This window comes from Streptomyces sp. NPDC037421, from assembly GCF_055602105.1.
On record NZ_JBVJWV010000003.1, the window covers coordinates 1 to 16352 of the forward strand.

The window sequence follows — 16352 nt, forward strand, 5'->3', positions numbered from 1 at the left end:
CCCCCCCCCCCCCCCCCCCCCCCCCCCCCCCCCCCCCCCCCCCCCCCCCCCCCCCCCCCCCCCCCCCCCCCCCCCCCCCCCCCCCCCCCCGCCGCGCCGCATCCTCCTGCGCCTCACGGGCGCCGTGGCCCGCCGGGCCCTCATGCTCGTCGTCCTGCTCGCCGCGGTGTTCGCCGCCGTCGAACTGCTCCCCGGCGACGCCGCGAGCGCCAGCTCGGAACGCGGTGACAGCGCCGCCGACGTCGCCGCGCGCCGTCACCTGCTCGGCCTCGACCGCCCGGTCTGGGAACGGTTCGCCGACTGGATGACCGCCCTGCCCACCGGAGACCTCGGCACCAGCGCGCGCGGCCAGAAGGTCACCGACCTCCTCGCCGACCCCCTCCCCAACACGCTCATCCTCGGCGGGACCGCCTTCGCCCTCACCGTCGCCGCCTCCCTCGCCCTGGGCTGCTGGGCCGCGACCCGCCCCGGCCGGCTCGCCGACCGGATCATCGGCCACACCTCCACCGCGGCTTTCGCCGTACCGGAGTTCGTCGTCTCGGTCGGACTGCTGCTCGTACTGTCCCTGTGGACCGGCTGGCTCCCCGCCGTCACCCTCACCGGCGCCGACGGCTCACTCGCCGACTGGACCATGCTGATCATGCCGGTGCTGGCCCTGGTCATCCCGCAGACCGGATGGAACACCCGCATAGTCCGCGGCGCCCTCGCCGACCAGGCCCGCACCCCCCACGTCGAAGCCGCCCATCTCGACGGGCTGCCCGTCCACCGGGTCGTGCTGCGCCACGCCCTGCCCGGGGCGGTACCAGCCATCGCCACCGGCATCGCCACCTCCACCGGCATGCTGCTCGGCGGAGCCGTCGTCGTGGAGACCCTCTTCAACTACCCGGGCATCGGCTCCGTCATGGCCGCCGCCGTCAGCAGCCGCGACACCCCCCTCATCGCCGGAGTGGTCGTCTGCGCCGGCGCCGCCATCAGCCTCGTCCTCCTGGCCGCCGACCTGATACGCGCCCGTACCCTGGGAGGACGCCCGTGAGTGCCGCCGAAACAGCTTTCCCCGACACGGCCTCCCGCGCCATCCCAGGCCGGACCCGGGCCCGTTCCCGGACGCTGCTCCGAGTCGTCCCCGGCCTGCTCCTCGTCCTCCTGGCCCTGACCGGCCCCTGGCTCGCCGCGCACCCCGTCGACAACCCCGTCACCGCGCCCTACGCGGCCGCCGGGGACGGGGCGTTGCTCGGTGGCGACCAACTCGGCCGGGACGTGCTCAGCCGACTGCTGCACGGCGGCACCGCACTGATCGCGGGAGCCCTGCTCATCGCCTTCGTCGTCACCGCCCTCGCCACCGTGGTCGGCTGCGCCGCCGTACTGCGCCCGAGGGTCGGGCGGGCCATCGAGCGGACCGCCGACGTCTTCATCCTGCTTCCGCCCGTCCTCGGGATCATGCTCGTCGCCCTGGCCTGGCCCGGCGGCGGGCGCTGGGCCGTCATCGCCGCGGCCATCGTCCTCGGCACCCCGTACGCCATCCGCATCGTCGCCTCCGCCGCCGCCCCGCTGGCATCGGCCGGCTACGTCGAAGCCGCCACCGCCCGCGGCGAGGGGACCGCCTACATCGCCCTGCGCGAACTGCTGCCGAACCTGCGGGCCACCGTCCTCGCCCTGTTCGGACTCCGCTTCGTCGAAGCCGTGTACGTCATCTCCATGGCGGGGTTCCTCCAGATCGGCCCCCAGCCCCCGGCGGCCGACTGGGCCCTGATGATCCGTGAGAACGCCCCGGGCATCCTCCTCAACCCCTGGGCCGTACTCGCCCCCAGCCTGGCCATCGCCGTCCTGGCGATCAGCTTCAACCTTGCCTCCGCCTCCCTCGCCTCCCGCTCCGCACTCAAGGCGGTGACCACCTCGTGAGCGACAACGCACCCGCAACGGAACACCCGGCCACCCCGACGACGGCCACCCCCGTGGCCTCGGCCACGGGCCTCGAAATCCGCATCCCCGACGGCCCGGTACTGCTGCACCCGGCCTCACTGACCGTTCGCGCCGGACAGATCACCGCCCTCACCGGCCCCTCCGGCTCCGGCAAGACCACCCTGCTCCGCGCACTGATCGGCCACCTCCCCGACGGGGCGGCCGTCACCGCCGGCACCCTCGACGTCCTGGGCCACAGCCCGGGCGACCTCGGGCCCGCGGACCTGCGTCTGCTGCGCCGCAACCGCATCGCCTACGTCGGCCAGGATCCCGGATCCGCCCTCAACCCCCGGATGAAGATCCGCGGCATCGTCGCCGAGACCGCCGGCGACCCGAGCGACGAAGCCGTGCTCGGGCTCCTGCGCGAGTGCCGCCTCCCGGTCGACGACGGCCTGCCCGACCGGCGCCCCACCGCGATATCCGGCGGCCAGCAGCGCCGCGTGGCCCTCGCCCGGGCCCTGGCCCGCACCCCCGAGATCCTCCTCCTCGACGAACCCACCGCCGGGCTCGACTCAGTCCTCCGCGACGAGATCGCCGAACTGCTCCGCGACCTGGCCGCGAGCCGGGGCCTGGCCGTCGTCATGGCCTGCCACGACCCCGAACTCGTCGAGGCCTGCGCCGATCACGTCGTACGCCTCACCGCACCACGGCCCGTACCCCTACCGTCCCAGCGGGCTGCCGCACCCGACGCCGGTCCCCTGTCACCGGTCTCCAAGGAGGACGGGGAAGGGCTGCGCGCGCAGGGCATCCGCGTCGCCTTCAGCCACCGCGCCGGGCGCCAGCAGGCCCTCGACTCGGTCGACTTCGCCGCAGCTCCCGGCACCGCCACCGGAATCGTCGGGCCCTCGGGCTCCGGCAAGACCACGCTGCTCCGCGTGCTGGCGGGGCTCCACCCCGCGGACGCCGGCCGGCTCACCCTGGACGGTCACCCGCTCGCCCTCACCGCCCGCAAGCGCCGGCGCGAGCACCATCGCCGGATCCAACTCGTGCCGCAGAACCCGCTCGATGCCCTGAACCCCTCCCGTACCGTCGGCGCCGCCCTCGCCAGACCCCTGCGCCTGCACAGCGGACTGCCGCGGCCGCGGATCGCGGGCAAGGTCGGCGAGCTCCTGGAGCAGGTTGAGCTCCCGGCCGACTTCGCCGCCCGACACCCCGGCGAACTCTCCGGCGGCCAGCGCCAGCGCGTCTCCATCGCCCGAGCCCTCGCCACCGATCCCGGCTACCTGCTCTGCGACGAGATCACGTCCGCCCTCGACCCCGAGACCGCCGTCACCGTCATGGAGCTGCTGGCCCGGCTGCGCGCCGAACGCGGTCTGACCGTGGTGATGGTCTCCCACGAGCTCCACCTGATCGCCGCGTACACCGACACGGTGCACCTCCTGGAGACCGGCCGAGTCACCGCCCGCGGGGTCACCGCAGAGCTCGTCCCCGGCACGTGAGAGCCGGCCTCGGGGTCAGGGATGCGGGATGGTCTCCCCATCCACGGTCTTCAGCGCCTCGGCGAACACGGCGACGACGTCGCCGGGCATGGCGTAGCCGCGGATGCGCCGGTCTTCGCCGGGGTAACCCGCACGCCCTGCAGCCGGAGGTTCACCAGGCCGGGCCCACCAGGTCCGGGGTCAGCGAGGCCAGGTCCGGGGCGCCCAGCAGGGCGAGGGCGAGTTCCGTCTCCCGGTGCAGGGCGCGCAGGGTGGCGCTGACGCCGTCGGCGCCGTCGACGGCCAGGCCCCAGACGTACGGGCGGCCGATCGCCACGGCGTCCGCGCCGAGCGCCAACGCCTTCACCACGTCGGTGCCGCGGCGGATCCCGCCGTCGACGACGACCGGGACCCGGCCCGCCACCGCTTCGGCGACGGCGGGCAGCGTGGCGAGGGGAGCGGTTGCCGTGTCCAGGTTGCGGCCCCCGTGGTTGGACATCCAGACGCCGATTCCGGATTCGGCCGCCCGGCGGGCGTCCTCGGGGCGCACGATGCCCTTGGCCAGGACCGGCAGCCCGGACACCGTACGCAGCCGTTCGAGGTCGGACCAGCCGACCGCCGGGTCGATCCGCGGGTCGTGGATGCCCTGGTGTGCGGATCCGGGCCCACCAGGGCGCGAGCCTGCCGAGGAGCCGGCCGGGCCGGCCAGGTTGGCGGGGGTCCCGTGGGAGGGGAGGGCGAATCCGTTGCGCAGGTCCCGTTCCCGCAGGCCGGTCACCGGGGTGTCGACGGTGACCACGCAAGCACCGGCTCCCGCTTCACGGGCCCGGTGCACCAGTTCCTCCGTGAGCGCCCGGTCCCTCTGCACGTACAGCTGGAACCACCACGGCCCGGTGGCCGCGGCGCCGATCTCTTCGAGCGTAAGGGTGGAGAAGGTGCTCACGGTCGTGAGCGCTCCCGTGGCCGCGGCGCCGCGTACGGTGGCCGCTTCCGCCTCGGGGTGGAACAGCCCGTGCGAGGCGGTCGGTGCCAGCAGGACCGGCGAGGGGAGTTCCGTGCCGTAGAGGGTGCGGCGCGTGTCCACGCCCGAGGTGCCGGTGAGGACCCGGGGCAGCAGCGCCAGCCGTTCGTAGGCCTCGGCGTTCCACCGCACCGTCCGTTCGTCCGCCGCGCCGCCTTCCAGGTAGTCGAACGCGGTGGCGGGCAGGACCTCGCGGGCGGCGGCGCGGAAATCGGCCAGGGTGATGCGGTGGGGGTGCCGAGGGGCGGACCGCGCAGGTGAGGAGGGGGTCACAGTGCTCCTCTGCCCGCGGCCCGTACCCGCAGCTGGAAGCTCAGGCGGTTCACCGCTTCCCGGGCGGCGGACAGCGCCCCGTCGGCGGTCGGGGCGAGCGCGCGGGCGTAGGCGACGCGCGACTCGGAGGACTCCAGGGCGCCGACGGTGGATCCGGCCGCCGCCAGCAGGTGCACCTCGGTCACCCCGGGCACGCCGAGGGCCTCTTCGAGACCCGAGGTCGCGGCGAGCACTCCGGGCGCGGGAAGGGCGGCGAACCAGATCGCCGAACTCCGCGGGGTGCGCGGCTCGGCGAGCGTGGCGCGGATGCCGGGGAGGACCGTTTCGCCAAGGGTGTGGCGGATGAGGCATTCGGCGATGTCGACGCCGGTCACGTCGTGTGCCAGCGCCGGGATCTCGTCGCCGCCCATGCGTACGTGCGTCTCGATCACCTGCGGTCCCGCCGCGCCGAGGACGATCTCGGTGTGGGTGGCCCCGGACCCGATGCCCAGGGCGTCCAGGATCCGCTCCACGTAGTCGTGGACCTGCTTCTGCTGGTCAGGGTCGAGGTCGGCGGGCGAGACGTGACCCAGTTCGACGAAGGTCAGCGGGTCCGAGTACTTGCGGGTGATCGCGACGATCTGGTGCTCACCCGCCTCCGAGAACGCCTCGACGCTGAACTGCGGCCCCTCGTGGAACTGTTCCACCAGGACCTCGGCGCCGCGGAAGTCCCCGAGTTCCCCGCAGGCCCTGGCGAAGGCCGCTTCGGCCTCGTCCTCCTCGCGGACCAGGGCGACGCCCTTGCTGAAGGAGCCGCTGCCCGGCTTCACGATGCAGGGGGTGCCGTGCACGGCGAGGAACGCCCGCAGTTCGCCGGCGTCGGAGACCAGGGCGCAGGCGGTGGAGTCGATCCCGGCCTCGCGCAGCCGGGCCCGCATGGCCTGCTTGTCGTACACCAGCCCGACGGTCCGCGGGGAGTGCGCGGCGAGGCCCAGCGCCTCGCCGACCACCGCACATTTGTCCTGGTCGCGTTCGCCGAAGGCCACGATGCGGGTGAACGGATGGCTGGCGTGCACGGTCCGGGCGAGCGCGATCCACTCGTCGTCGGGGGCGTCGGTACGCACCCCGATGACCCGGGTGTGCTCCGTCGTCTCGCGGAGTCTCGACAGGTAGTCCAGACGGCAGATGACGGTCGTCCGGGTGCCGGGCCGGGCCCGGCGGAGGCGGGTGGGGAGGTCTCGGCCGCTGCCGATGACCAGGACGTGCTCGGACATGACTCTTCACCTCGGTGTAAGGGATGTACGGGGGTTCTCGTACGGTGGCCCGCACGCGGACTCGCGTGTGGGCCCGCGCGGACTCGTGCGGGGGACCTCCCTCGGGAGATCTCCGGTGCGTGCTCTCGACCGCCTTCGGTCAGAAGGGGGTTGTCATACCCGGGTGAGCCAGTCGTCGCGGCCGGCCGTCCGGCCGTGCACCACGTCCTGGAAGGCCTCGCGCAGCTGCCGGGTGACCGGCCCGCAGCCCTCGGCGCCGACCGGGCGGTCGTCGACGGAGGCGATCGGGACGATCTCGGCGGCGGTGCCGGTGAGGAACGCCTCGTCGGCGACATAGAGCTCGCTGCGGGTCAGGCTCTGTTCCCTGACCTCGTGGCCGAGGTCGCGGGCGAGCGTGATGACGGTGTCCCGGGTGATGCCCGGCAGGATGTTGTCGCTGACCGGCGGGGTGAGCAGCACGCCGTTCCGTACGGCGAAGACGTTCGCGGCGGACGCCTCGGCCACGTGCCCGCCGGGCGTGAGCATCAGGGCGTCGTCGTACCCGGCGCGCACCGCGGCGACCTTGGCCAGTGCGGAGTTCACGTACGCGCCGGTGGCCTTCGCGAGCGGCGGCACGGAGTGGACACCGTTGCGCTGCCAGCTGCTGACCGCCAGCCGGCAGCCCTCCTGCTCGGCCTTCTCTCCCAGGTAGGAGCCCCAGGGCCAGGCGGCGATGGCGACCCTGACGCTGTCCAGCCGCGGTGCCACGCCCATCGTGCCGTACTCGAGGTACACGAGCGGGCGGAGGTAGCCGGCCCCCAGGCCGGTGCGGCGCAGCAGTTCGACGCTCGCCTCGGTGAGTTCGTCGACGCTGTAGCCCGGGTCCATGAGGTAGACGCGCGCCGAGTCGTGCAGCCGCCTGAGGTGGTCGCGCAGCCGGAAGACGGCGGTGCCCTGGGCCGTGGGATAGGCGCGGATGCCTTCGTAGACACCCCATCCGTAGTGGAGGCTGGGGGTGAGGACGTGGACCTGCGCCTCGTCCCAGGGGACGAACTTGCCGTCCATCCAGATGTCGCTGGTGGGCGTGAGCTTCATCGGGCGGCTCCGTAGGACGGGTGCGAGGAGGAGGGGAGGCGGGACGGTACGGGGGTGGCGGGGCTGCCTACCCGTTCCAGGCGGCGTTCGACGCTTCGGGACTGAAGGGCCAGCACTTCGCGGTAGCCGTCGGCGTCCGGGCCGTGGAAGGCGAACCAGCCCCAGCGGGGCCGCAGTGTGCAGCCGCGCTGGAACTTGGCCTCGTAGGTGGCGAGCCCGTAGTGGATGCGGCGGATGCCGTTCTCAAGCGCCCAGCGGGTCGTCTCGTGGTAGGTGAGGGCGAGGTAGCAGCCCGCGGCCTCGGGGGCGAAGCCCACGGTCCGCAGGAAGAGCGAGTCGCCCGCTCTGAGGTACAGCGCGAAGCCGAGCATCACGTCCTCGCGCACGGCGCCCAGCACCACGCACGACTCGCCGATCTCCTCCCGGAGCGCGTCGAAGTCGCGGCGGACCCGATCGTGCCCTCCGGGCAGCCCGTACTTCGCCCGGTGGGCCACCTGGAGCGCGACCACGGTGTCGTCTAAGGCACCCGGGCCGGTGGTGGCCACGGTGCGGAAGCCGTCCCGCTCGTACGCCGCGAGCTCCTTGCGCAGGCCCCTGCGGCGGCGGCTGCCGATCCCGGCGACGTACGACTCCCAGCTGTCCGCGGCGTCCTCGGTGTCAGCGCTGTCATTGCTGTCGGCGGTGTCCGCACTGTCCGTACTGTCCGCGTACAGCTCGTGCACGGCCTCGGCGCCGAGCAGCGTGGCGTGGTACCCGGCCCGGGTGGCGGCGGCGTCCATCGCTTCGGCGTCGGGCTCGCCCACGTACAGCAGGGCGGTGCTGCGGCAGCCCAGTTCGGCCGCGGCCCGCTGGAGGAGGGCGGGGAGCGCCGCCATGACCGCCGTGCGCTGGCGGGGGGAGCGCCCGGGGGAGTGGGCCACACCGTGGTGGTTGCCGAAGGTGGCGAGGGCCAGCGAGGGGTAGTGGTCCGGGCGGCCTTCGGGCAGGGACGCCGTGTACCTGTCCCAGAGTTCGCGGTCGGCCGGGTCGAGGAGTTCGGGCTCGGCCATGGGTGACGGCGTGCCTGCCAGCCGTGGGGCGTCGTAGAAGAGCAGTCCGCCCGGCTCGGCGGTGACCAGCAGCGTGGCCAGGGCCACCGGGCGCTGCCCTTCGAGTACTTCGAGGCAGCGGACCTCGTGGAGGTCCGTGCGCGCGGTGAAGCGCAGCCACCGGGGGTCGTCCCAGACGAGGTCCGGGCGGCCGGGGCCGGTGAGGCCGCCGCTCTGCGGGAAGTGGCCGGGCGGCAGCAGACGGGCCGTGTACGGGCCGTCCGGCTCCGGGGGCGCGGGAGTCGGTCGCGTTCCGGTCATCGCGCGCCTCCTTCGGCCGGGCCCGATCCGGCGGTCGCGGGCACGGCCGCCGCGGGGGAAGGGATCGCGGACGAAGCAGTCTCCTGCGGGTATTCCCAGCCGAAGCTCGCGCTGACCTGCTGTGCGGTGTCGTCGAGCCTGGCGTCCAGAGCGGCGGCGTCAGGGTCGGTCACCACCCAACTGGCCAGGAAGTCGCCGGATTTGCGCAGACGGTAGCGCTCTCCGCTCCAGTCGTCCCCGATGTGGGTGTGGACGGCGAAGTCCTGTGCGCCGGGCGGCGCTTCGGGGAGCCGCAGCACCCGGCCACGCTTCGGTGGGATGCCGCAGAAGGCGGCGCGGGGTGCGGTGCGCGCGTGTTCCCGCACCCGGTCGAGCGCGACGGGCAGTGCGCACTCCACACGGGCCCACAGCTCTCGCGGGTCGACGCCCAGGACGTGGCGGAGCATCGTGGGAATGGGGCCGCCGCCTACGCGGGCGGCCACTTCGCAGAGCACGATCCGGCCGTTGCCGGCGTTGCCGCCCTGGGCGCCGCTGCTGCTCCCACTGCCGGTGACGAAGAACTCGGCGTGCGCGCAGACGGTGTCCGGGGACGGCAGCGCGTCGATCAACCGCCATGTCTCCGCGACCAGCCGTTCGTGCAGCGGGTCGGCGGGATCGAGGTTCCGGGAGCCGAGCGGGGCGTCGGCCCAGTGGGTCAGGCAGCCCGCGCCCGTGTACCGGGACGCCACGGCGGCCACCTGCTCGCCCCCCACCCGGAAGACGTCCACGTGGTGCAGGGCGCCCTCGACGAACTCCTCGACCTCGTACGAGCCGTCCGCCAGCAGCTCGGCGAGGGGGGCCGCCCGGCCGGGTGCGTCGATCACGTGCACGCCCGTGGAACCGGAGCCGCTTCGTGGTTTCACGACGACCCGGCCGGGGTGGGCGGCCATGAAGTCCGTGATGTCGCGCACGGTGGCGACAGGCGCGAAGGCGGGCACCGGGATCCCCGCGGTGCGCGCGTACTCCTTCATCAGGACCTTGTCGCGGTACGCGGCGGCCGCGGTGGTGTCGAGGCCGGGCAGCGCGAGTTCGCCACGCAGTCGGGCGGCCCGTTCGACGTCGGCCTCCGCCAGGGCCAGTACGGCGCGTGGGCGGTGCCTCCGGGCGGCTTCCCCGGCTGCGGCGAGCACGGTGTCGTCGCAGGTGTAGTCGGGGACGGTGACGACCTCCGCGAAGCCGGGGCCCACGTCGGTCCCGGCGGCGGTGACCGCGACCAGCCGGCCCGCCTCCTCCGGCAGCCAGGCGGCGAAGGGCAGCCCCGCCTGGCGGGGGCTGATCAGCACGAGGATCACGCGGAAACCTCCTCGGATGCGGTGGATGGGGTGGATGCGGTGGAAGCGCTGAACGAGTTGCCGTCGCACGCGCCGGGTCCGGGAGCCGCCGTGGCCATCCGGACCGTCCCGCCGACCGGGCCGGACGCGGGTACGGGACCCGGGACGCCGAGCCGTTCGGCCAGTTCGGCGAGCACCGCCGCGGTGCGGGAGTCCAGAGGGATGCCACGGGTCTCCCGGTCCCGCTCGTGGGCGCGTTGGGGGTCCCCCGGGGCCAGGACGGGCCCGTCCGCGGCGGCGGCCGAGGTACGGACCGTGGTCAGCAGGTCCCTCAGTCCGGCGCCGAAGTTCTCCGTACCGGTGAACGCGGCCGGGTCCAGAGCGAGTACCAGGTGCCCGATCCCCCGGCTCCGTCCCGCGCCGCCCGCACCGACCTGGGCGAGCCGCCAGTCGGACGCGGTGCCGGTGAGGACGGCTCCGAGCAGGGTGACGGCCATCGCCAGACCCTGCCCCTTGTAACCGCCCAGCGGCGACAGCGCGTACGCCTCCTCGGGGTCCGACGTGGGCCGCCCCTGACGATCGGTCGCCCAGCCGCCGTCCAGACCGCGGCCCTCGGCCCTGCGCTGCTTCACCTCGCCGAAGCAGACCTGGCTGGTGGCCATGTCCAGGGCGAACTCCTCGTCCCCGCCACCTGCGGCCACACTGATCGGGTTGGTCCCGAACAGCGGCTCGATGCCTCCGTACGGCGCCACCCGGGACGCGGCCGAGGTGAGCGCGATGCCCACCAGGCCCTCACGCGCCACCTGCCGTGTGTAGACGGACGCGGCGCCGAAGTGGTTGGAGTTGCGCACGCCGACCGCGGCGACGCCGAACTCCGCGGCCCGCTCGGCCGCGAGCCGCGCGGCCGACAGCCCGGCGAGCACGCCCAGTGAACCGTCGGCGTCCATCAGCAGCCCGGCGCCCCTGTCCCGTACGACGGTCAAGGACGCCGTCGCCCGGGCCACCCCGGTGGTGAGCTCCGTGAGGTACTGCGGGAGCAGGCGCAGGCCGTGGGTGTCGATGCCACGCAGCGAGGTGATCACCAGCGCGTCGGCCACCTGCTCCGCGGCCTCGGGGGGCAGGCCCGCGGACGCGAACGCCTCACGGGCGAGTACGCGTGCCTGCCGCGCGTGGATCACCTGGCCCCCGTGGGGCGGGGCGGGTTCGCCGTCGGGCGTCCCGGTCGGGTCTTCAGCGCTCAACGAATGCTCCTGTGCATGAAGTGGTGGACGCCGGTTCCCGGCAGGTCCAGGGGTCGGCCGAGGACTTCGAAGCCGTGCTTGCGGTAGAAGCCCGCGGCCGAGTCGTCGACGCGGCACCAGACGGTGTCGGCGCCGTCCAGGGCGGAGAGGGTGAGGGCGGTCCGCAGGAGCGCGGTGCCCGCGCCGGTGCCGCGCACCTCACCGAGCGTGGCCATGCCGCGCAGCCGCCGTCCGCGTCCGGGCCGGGACCCCGGCACGGCGCACCCGTCCGGCGGGTCCTCGGCGTACAGGGACGCGCAGCCCACCGCACGGCCCTGCCTGAGGGCGGCGAGGTGGCGGGTGGAGGGGAGTCCGTCCCCGGGGTGGGCGCGGCCCTCCGCCGGGTGTCCGGGCCCGAGTACCTCCTTGCGGACCGGGTGCACGCGGGCGGCCGGTACGCGGTGGACGTACCATCCGTGGGCCGTGGGGTCCGGGAGGTAACCGGAGCCCGGGCGGTCGGGCAGGGTGACGTGCCCGGTGGCGCCGAGGGCGAGGCCCTGTCCGGTGTCGACCGCGAGGAGGTCGACCACGTCGACGTCGAGATGGTCGGCCAGGCCGCCGAGGTGGGCGGTGGCGGAGACCCCGGCGGCGGACTCGGGCATGCAGCCGAGCATGGTGATCAGGCCGCGCTCCCGGGCGGCGCGCAGCAAGGTGAGGGCCGGGGTGATGCCGCCGGCCTTCATGGGCTTCACGTTGATGCCGTGGAAGGCCTCCGCGCAGGCGTCCAGATCGGCCGGCGAGGTGATGCTCTCGTCGGCGACGACGGGGATCGGGCTGAGTTCCTTGAGGGTGCGGGCCTCGTCCCAGGCGGCGCGCGGGAAGGGCTGCTCGATCAGCCGGACTCCGAGGTTCCGCAGGTCGGGCAGGGCGGGCACGAGCCGGGAGAGTTCCCAGCCGCAGTTACCGTCGATGAGGAAGGGCGCGTCGGTCTGTTCACGCAGTTCCCGCAGGATGCGCAGGTCGCCGGGGTCCGCGAGTTTGACCTTGTACGCGCACCAGCCGGGCCGCTCACGCAGCTTGCGGACCATCGTCTCCGCGGTGTCGAGTCCGATGCTGAAGCTGGAGCGCAGGCCCTGCGGCCGGTCGAGGCCGAGGGATTCCCACAGCGGGAGGCCGAGCAGGCGGGCGCGCAGGTCGTTCGTCGCGGTGTCGAGGGCGGCGAGCACGAAGGGAGACGCGGGCAGCGCGGCGGCGAGACGGCGCCAGACGCCGCCGGGACCGCCCGGCCCGCCCGGATCACCGGGGCCGCCGGGGTTCAGCGTGGCCAGCAGTGGCGCGACCCGCCGCAGGTCGGCGTGCATCCGCTCCAGGCCGGAGTTGTAGTGGTCCGTCATGAAGCAGGACGCCTCGCCGTAGCCGGACACACCGTCCTGCTCGACCTCGACGATCACCGTCCGCGTCATCGGGATGGCCTCCCGGGCGGAACGCCACAGATGGCGCTGCGTCAGGCTGGTCTCGTGCGCGGTGATCCTCATCGGGCGCACACTCGCTGCGGTTGCTGCGCCGCCGGGTCCGGCAGTCCGGGGAACCAGGAACCCGGCGCGGGGCGCAGGTCGTCGAACCACTCGGCGGCCGGGTCGTAGCGGGCGAAGAACTGCCTGCCCACCAGCCGGGGGTCACGGGCCTGCAGCAGACGCAGCGAGAAGACCCGTTCCCCCGCGATGGTGCTGACGGAGTCCAGCAGCACCTTCCCGGGGGCCGCCGACATCACCGGCCCGCGGGCGGTGCGGGCCAGTCCGGAGACCCCGCGGATGGCGTCGTTGTAGATGTCCAGCGCCTTGGCGAGGGGGACGCCGAAGTAGCTGCGGGCGCCGGTGTCCCGCTCGACGAACATGTAGTACGGCACGACGCCCAGCTCCACGAGCTGCTGCCACATCGAGGACCACGCGTCCGCGCTGTCGTTGACGTGCGCGATCAGGGGCGCCTGGGCACGGATCACCGCGCCGGTCGCACGGACGCGGGCGATGGCCTCCCGTACGACAGGAGTCTCCAGCTCCCTCGGGTGGGAGAAGTGCGCCATCACCGCGACGTGGCGGCCCGCCGCGACGCAGCGCTCCAGCAGGCGCAGAAGGTCGTCGGCATCGGAGTCGGTGGTGAACCTGGCCGGCCAGTAGGAGAGTGCCTTGGTGCCGAAGCGCAGGGTGCGGACGCTGTCCATGGCCGGGGCGAGCAGCGGCTCGATCCAGCGCTTCAGCACCTCCGTCTTCATGATCATCGGGTCGCCGCCGGTGAACAGGACGTCGGTGACCTCGGGATGGGCCGTCAAGTAGCCGGTGAGGTCGGTGGGCGCGCGCAGTGCTTGGCGGAGTTCGGCCACGCCGACGAACTGGGCCCAGCGGAAGCAGTATCCGCAGTACGCGTGGCAGGTCTGGCCTTGCGAGGGGAAGACCAGCAGCGTCTCGGCGTACTTGTGCTGGAGCCCGTCGAGCCTGCGGCCCTCCAGTGTCGGCACGTTGGCCTCCAACTGGTCGCCGGGGTGCGGGTTGAGCAGCTCCTGGGCGTCGGCGGCGGCCTTGCGCAGGACGTCGCGCGGCGCGCCGGCGTCGTGCAGCGCCCTGATGCTGTCGAAGATCTCCGGCGGGAGCATGTCGCGGTGCGGGAAGGTGAGCCGGAAAATCGGGTCGTCGGGCGCCGCCGACCAGTCGACGAGTTGGTCGGCGACGTACTCGTTCACCTTGAAGGGCAGGACGGAGGAGACGATTCGCAGGTCGCGCAGGTACTCGTCGGACATGCCGCGGTCGCGAGCGAGCTTCGCCAGGCGTTCGTGGGAGTAGGTCTTCACCCGGAATCCTCAGTGGTTCTCGGTGGTGGGGTGTCCGCCACCAGTCGTGTGTGAGGGCAGCTCGTACGGGGGCAGCCTCAGGCTGTCGTGTGTGAGCTCAACATCAGGAATCGACGTGGGAGCGGGACCAGTCGAAGTCCACCTGGTCGGCCACGCCCATCTGTTCGACCAGCTTGTGCAGTCCGGTGTAGTCGCGGACCAGCCGTCCGCGGCCCGCCTGCGCCTGGCAGTCCGCGAGCATCTCGTGTCCGCCCGCGACGTCCGCGAGGTCGACGATCCGGTGCCAGGTCGAGTAGTCGTTGGCCACGAAGGCGTCCAGCCCCTCCATCAGCATGTCCAGGAAGTACCTGCGCTGAGAGGTGTTCAGGTGCGCGTAGACCATCTCCGCGAGCACGTGCGAGATGGACGCGTGGCAGTACTCGTCGCGGTTGTGCAGCGTCGCGGTCGTGCTGTTGATCGGCTGGATCGTGGTGTCCTCGGCGAGCAGGTCGAGGTACGCGTTGATGGATATCTCGGAGACCGTGGCGAAGGCCAGCGTCGTCAGGGACTTCTCCGAGCGCTCCACGGCCCGGTCCCGCAGTTCCTGGTGGACGCGTGCGGTGTGGGAGAGCGGCAGCGCGTTGTCCGGCATGGCGCGGCCCCGGCGGCGGCGGGTCACCGCGCTCGCGTTGAGGTGCATGAGCGTGTGGTACTGCTCGTCGACCATGGCCTGGGCGAGCGACAGGTTGAGCGCTTCACCGCCGAGGCCCGGGTACTCGCCCTCCATGACCAGGGCGAAGGCGGGGTTGGCCACCTTCTGCTCGGCCATGACGGTGTGCCGGTTGTACGCGATCCAGGCCCAGCTGAGCAGTTCGGACCGCTTCTCCGGGCTCAGGGCCCGGTAGGTCGGGTGGTCGTGGAAGGGCAGGATGCGTTCGGGGTAGTCCGCGCGCGCCGGGTCGAAGAGCTCGTCGAGGTCGGGTTCGTCCCGCTTGACGGTGGCCCTGCGGTGCCAGTTCCCGACGAGGCGGCGGATCACGGCGCTCTCCACCGGGTCGTTCGGGTCAAAGTCGGGGACACCCTCGGGAAGCGGGGGGCCCGGGAACTCCTGGGCGGCCGCTTCGGCGGGGCGTTCGGCGGTCGGGGAATCGCCGTTCATCACATTCCTCACAGGAGAGCGGTGCCTGTCGGCACGGCTGGTGGTCGGGGGCGCCGCCTTCCGGCGGTGGTGGTGTGCGGCGGGGCTCAGGACTCCCGGAGCCAGTAGCGCGTGAGGTGGCGCCGCGCGTCGCCGTAGGAGGAGCGGGCGTGCAGCATCCGGTGGTTGTCCCAGACGAGGACCGAGTTCTCCGGGATGAGGACGGAGACCTTGTGCGCGCGGAAGAAAGCCTCGGCCCGCACGGCCAGTTCGCGGCCGAGGGCGCCCAGCGGCAGCTCGTCGGCAGGCACGTCGGCGTCGACGGCCGGGTCGTAGTGGCCCGCCGTCAGCAGGTTGTAGCTGAACCGGACGACGTCGCGGCCTTCGGGCGTGCGCTCCACCACCGGGCGGTGGACTCCGGCGGTGCCGGTTCCTCCGGTGTTGTGGCCCACCCAGTCGACGCCCTCGCCGTGCACGGCCAGGCGCTCCGCCTCACTGAGGGAGGCGGTGAGGGCGTAGGCGTCGGCCAGCTCCGTGTGTCCGCTGCCGCAGCGGGCCTGGACCCGGCAGTGCAGGGCGAGGAACCGGGGCGGCGGGTTCCAGCCGGGTGCCTCGGTGTGCACCAGGATGGTGTTGGTGCTCTTGGAATAGCGCCGGTCCTCGAAGCCGGGCGCGGCCTTCACCTGGTAGCGCAACTGCCCGTCGTACTGCGGCATCAGGGTGCCGAAGTCGCGCAGGGCGTCGGCGGCCTCCTCGTCGGTGGTGATGTCCTCGAGCAGGGTGTAGCCCTGCTCGAGGAGCTCCTGGGTACGTGGTGTGGTGGCGGTCGTCATGGTCTGCGCTGCTCCATGTCTCTTCCTGGGGTGGGGACGCCTGGGACGGGTGCACCGGGAGGGACGTGCCGCCCTTGAGGGGAGGGCCCTTGCAGGGGGTCGGGGTCCGGCGCAACGTGAGGAGGCGTCCCCCGAGGAATGCGGTCGTGAAGTGGCCGGTGCTCGGGGCGCCCGAGGTGTCCGGGGTGTCCGGAGACCTGCGCGGTCTGCGGGCCGGCGCCGCAGTGCGGGAGGAGGGCCCGGTGTCCGCGCGCGTACCGGCGGCTCAGGGGTGCCGGGGCGGGTCGGCCGGCGCCCGGCCCTGAGCGGTGAAGCGGCGCCGGGGCCCGCCCGGTCCGCCGGGAGCCGTGGGCCCAGCCGGCGGTCGTACTCGCGGGCCCCGGCCCGGCTCAGGGGTGCCGGGGCTCAGCTGCCCCAGGTCACGTCGCTCGGGTCGATGGGACCGGAGCTGCGGTGGGGCGTACCGGCCGGCACGGTCACCGGGAGCGGACCGTCCGCCCGGATCTGAGAGGGGGACGGCGTGCCGTCCGGGGAGGCCGCCAGGGTGAAGAGGAGGGCGCCGAGCGCGATGCAGCCGGCGGCGACGGTCCTGAGAGTCGGTGTGAATCCCACAGAAAGGGGCCCTTCGTGAATTGTGCTTTCTGTTCTGGCGGTGGACAACCGGCGTTCGCCCGGAAGTGCAT

At 73.5% G+C, this 16352-nt stretch carries 14 protein-coding genes; 3 read left to right on the forward strand and 11 right to left on the reverse strand.

The genetic code is table 11. From position 1 onward, the window contains the following. Nucleotides 1–142 precede the first annotated feature (142 nt). From ACZ7IF_RS05590 to ACZ7IF_RS05600, 3 genes are read left to right on the forward strand one after another with little or no spacing between them, the layout of a single operon-like run. Complete coding sequence (locus ACZ7IF_RS05590; RefSeq protein WP_470964609.1) at nt 143–1033, forward strand: ABC transporter permease; 891 nt, start codon at nt 143–145, stop codon at nt 1031–1033. Further along, nucleotides 1030–1899: an ABC transporter permease gene (locus ACZ7IF_RS05595; RefSeq protein WP_470963529.1), complete on the forward strand. Its 870-nt coding sequence runs from the start codon at nt 1030–1032 to the stop codon at nt 1897–1899. The genes ACZ7IF_RS05590 and ACZ7IF_RS05595 overlap by 4 nt, the downstream gene beginning before the upstream one ends. Further along, on the forward strand, nt 1896–3398 hold the full coding sequence (locus ACZ7IF_RS05600; protein ID WP_470963531.1) for an ABC transporter ATP-binding protein: 1503 nt from the start codon (nt 1896–1898) through the stop codon (nt 3396–3398). Before ACZ7IF_RS05595 ends, ACZ7IF_RS05600 begins: the two co-directional genes overlap by 4 nt. A 151-nt stretch (nt 3399–3549) precedes the next feature. On the opposite strand, the gene ACZ7IF_RS05605 is transcribed toward ACZ7IF_RS05600, so the two are convergent. From ACZ7IF_RS05605 to ACZ7IF_RS05655, 11 genes are all read right to left on the reverse strand, one after another. Continuing rightward, a complete protein-coding gene (locus tag ACZ7IF_RS05605; RefSeq protein ID WP_470963534.1) occupies nt 3550–4671 on the reverse strand; it encodes an alpha-hydroxy acid oxidase in 1122 nt (373 codons plus the stop codon). Continuing rightward, nucleotides 4668–5924 carry an ATP-grasp domain-containing protein gene (locus ACZ7IF_RS05610; RefSeq protein ID WP_470963537.1) on the reverse strand — a complete coding sequence of 419 codons (1257 nt, stop codon included), beginning with the start codon at nt 5922–5924 and terminating at the stop codon, nt 4668–4670. The genes ACZ7IF_RS05605 and ACZ7IF_RS05610 overlap by 4 nt, the downstream gene beginning before the upstream one ends. Before the next feature lie 153 nt (nt 5925–6077). Further along, complete coding sequence (locus ACZ7IF_RS05615; protein ID WP_470963540.1) at nt 6078–6998, reverse strand: branched-chain amino acid transaminase; 921 nt, start codon at nt 6996–6998, stop codon at nt 6078–6080. Beyond that, the gene (locus ACZ7IF_RS05620; protein WP_470963543.1) at nt 6995–8347 is read right to left on the reverse strand and encodes a GNAT family N-acetyltransferase; all 1353 of its coding nucleotides are present in this window, start codon (nt 8345–8347) and stop codon (nt 6995–6997) included. Before ACZ7IF_RS05620 ends, ACZ7IF_RS05615 begins: the two co-directional genes overlap by 4 nt. Continuing rightward, nucleotides 8344–9678, reverse strand: a complete 1335-nt coding sequence (locus tag ACZ7IF_RS05625; protein WP_470963546.1) for an ATP-grasp domain-containing protein — start codon at nt 9676–9678, stop codon at nt 8344–8346. Before ACZ7IF_RS05625 ends, ACZ7IF_RS05620 begins: the two co-directional genes overlap by 4 nt. Further along, nucleotides 9675–10898, reverse strand: a complete 1224-nt coding sequence (locus ACZ7IF_RS05630; protein WP_470963549.1) for an Ldh family oxidoreductase — start codon at nt 10896–10898, stop codon at nt 9675–9677. Before ACZ7IF_RS05630 ends, ACZ7IF_RS05625 begins: the two co-directional genes overlap by 4 nt. Next, nucleotides 10895–12412 (reverse strand): GNAT family N-acetyltransferase, encoded by a 1518-nt coding sequence (locus ACZ7IF_RS05635; protein WP_470963552.1) that lies wholly within the window; start codon nt 12410–12412, stop codon nt 10895–10897. The genes ACZ7IF_RS05630 and ACZ7IF_RS05635 overlap by 4 nt, the downstream gene beginning before the upstream one ends. Further along, nucleotides 12409–13719 (reverse strand): KamA family radical SAM protein, encoded by a 1311-nt coding sequence (locus ACZ7IF_RS05640; protein WP_470963555.1) that lies wholly within the window; start codon nt 13717–13719, stop codon nt 12409–12411. The genes ACZ7IF_RS05635 and ACZ7IF_RS05640 overlap by 4 nt, the downstream gene beginning before the upstream one ends. Nucleotides 13720–13822: 103 nt before the next feature. Further along, complete coding sequence (locus tag ACZ7IF_RS05645; RefSeq protein ID WP_470963558.1) at nt 13823–14857, reverse strand: AurF N-oxygenase family protein; 1035 nt, start codon at nt 14855–14857, stop codon at nt 13823–13825. Nucleotides 14858–14943: 86 nt separating this feature from the next. Then, nucleotides 14944–15669 carry a TauD/TfdA family dioxygenase gene (locus ACZ7IF_RS05650; protein WP_470963561.1) on the reverse strand — a complete coding sequence of 242 codons (726 nt, stop codon included), beginning with the start codon at nt 15667–15669 and terminating at the stop codon, nt 14944–14946. A gap of 405 nt (nt 15670–16074) precedes the next feature. Further along, a complete protein-coding gene (locus tag ACZ7IF_RS05655) occupies nt 16075–16281 on the reverse strand; it encodes a hypothetical protein (RefSeq protein WP_470963564.1) in 207 nt (68 codons plus the stop codon). Nucleotides 16282–16352 lie beyond the last annotated feature (71 nt).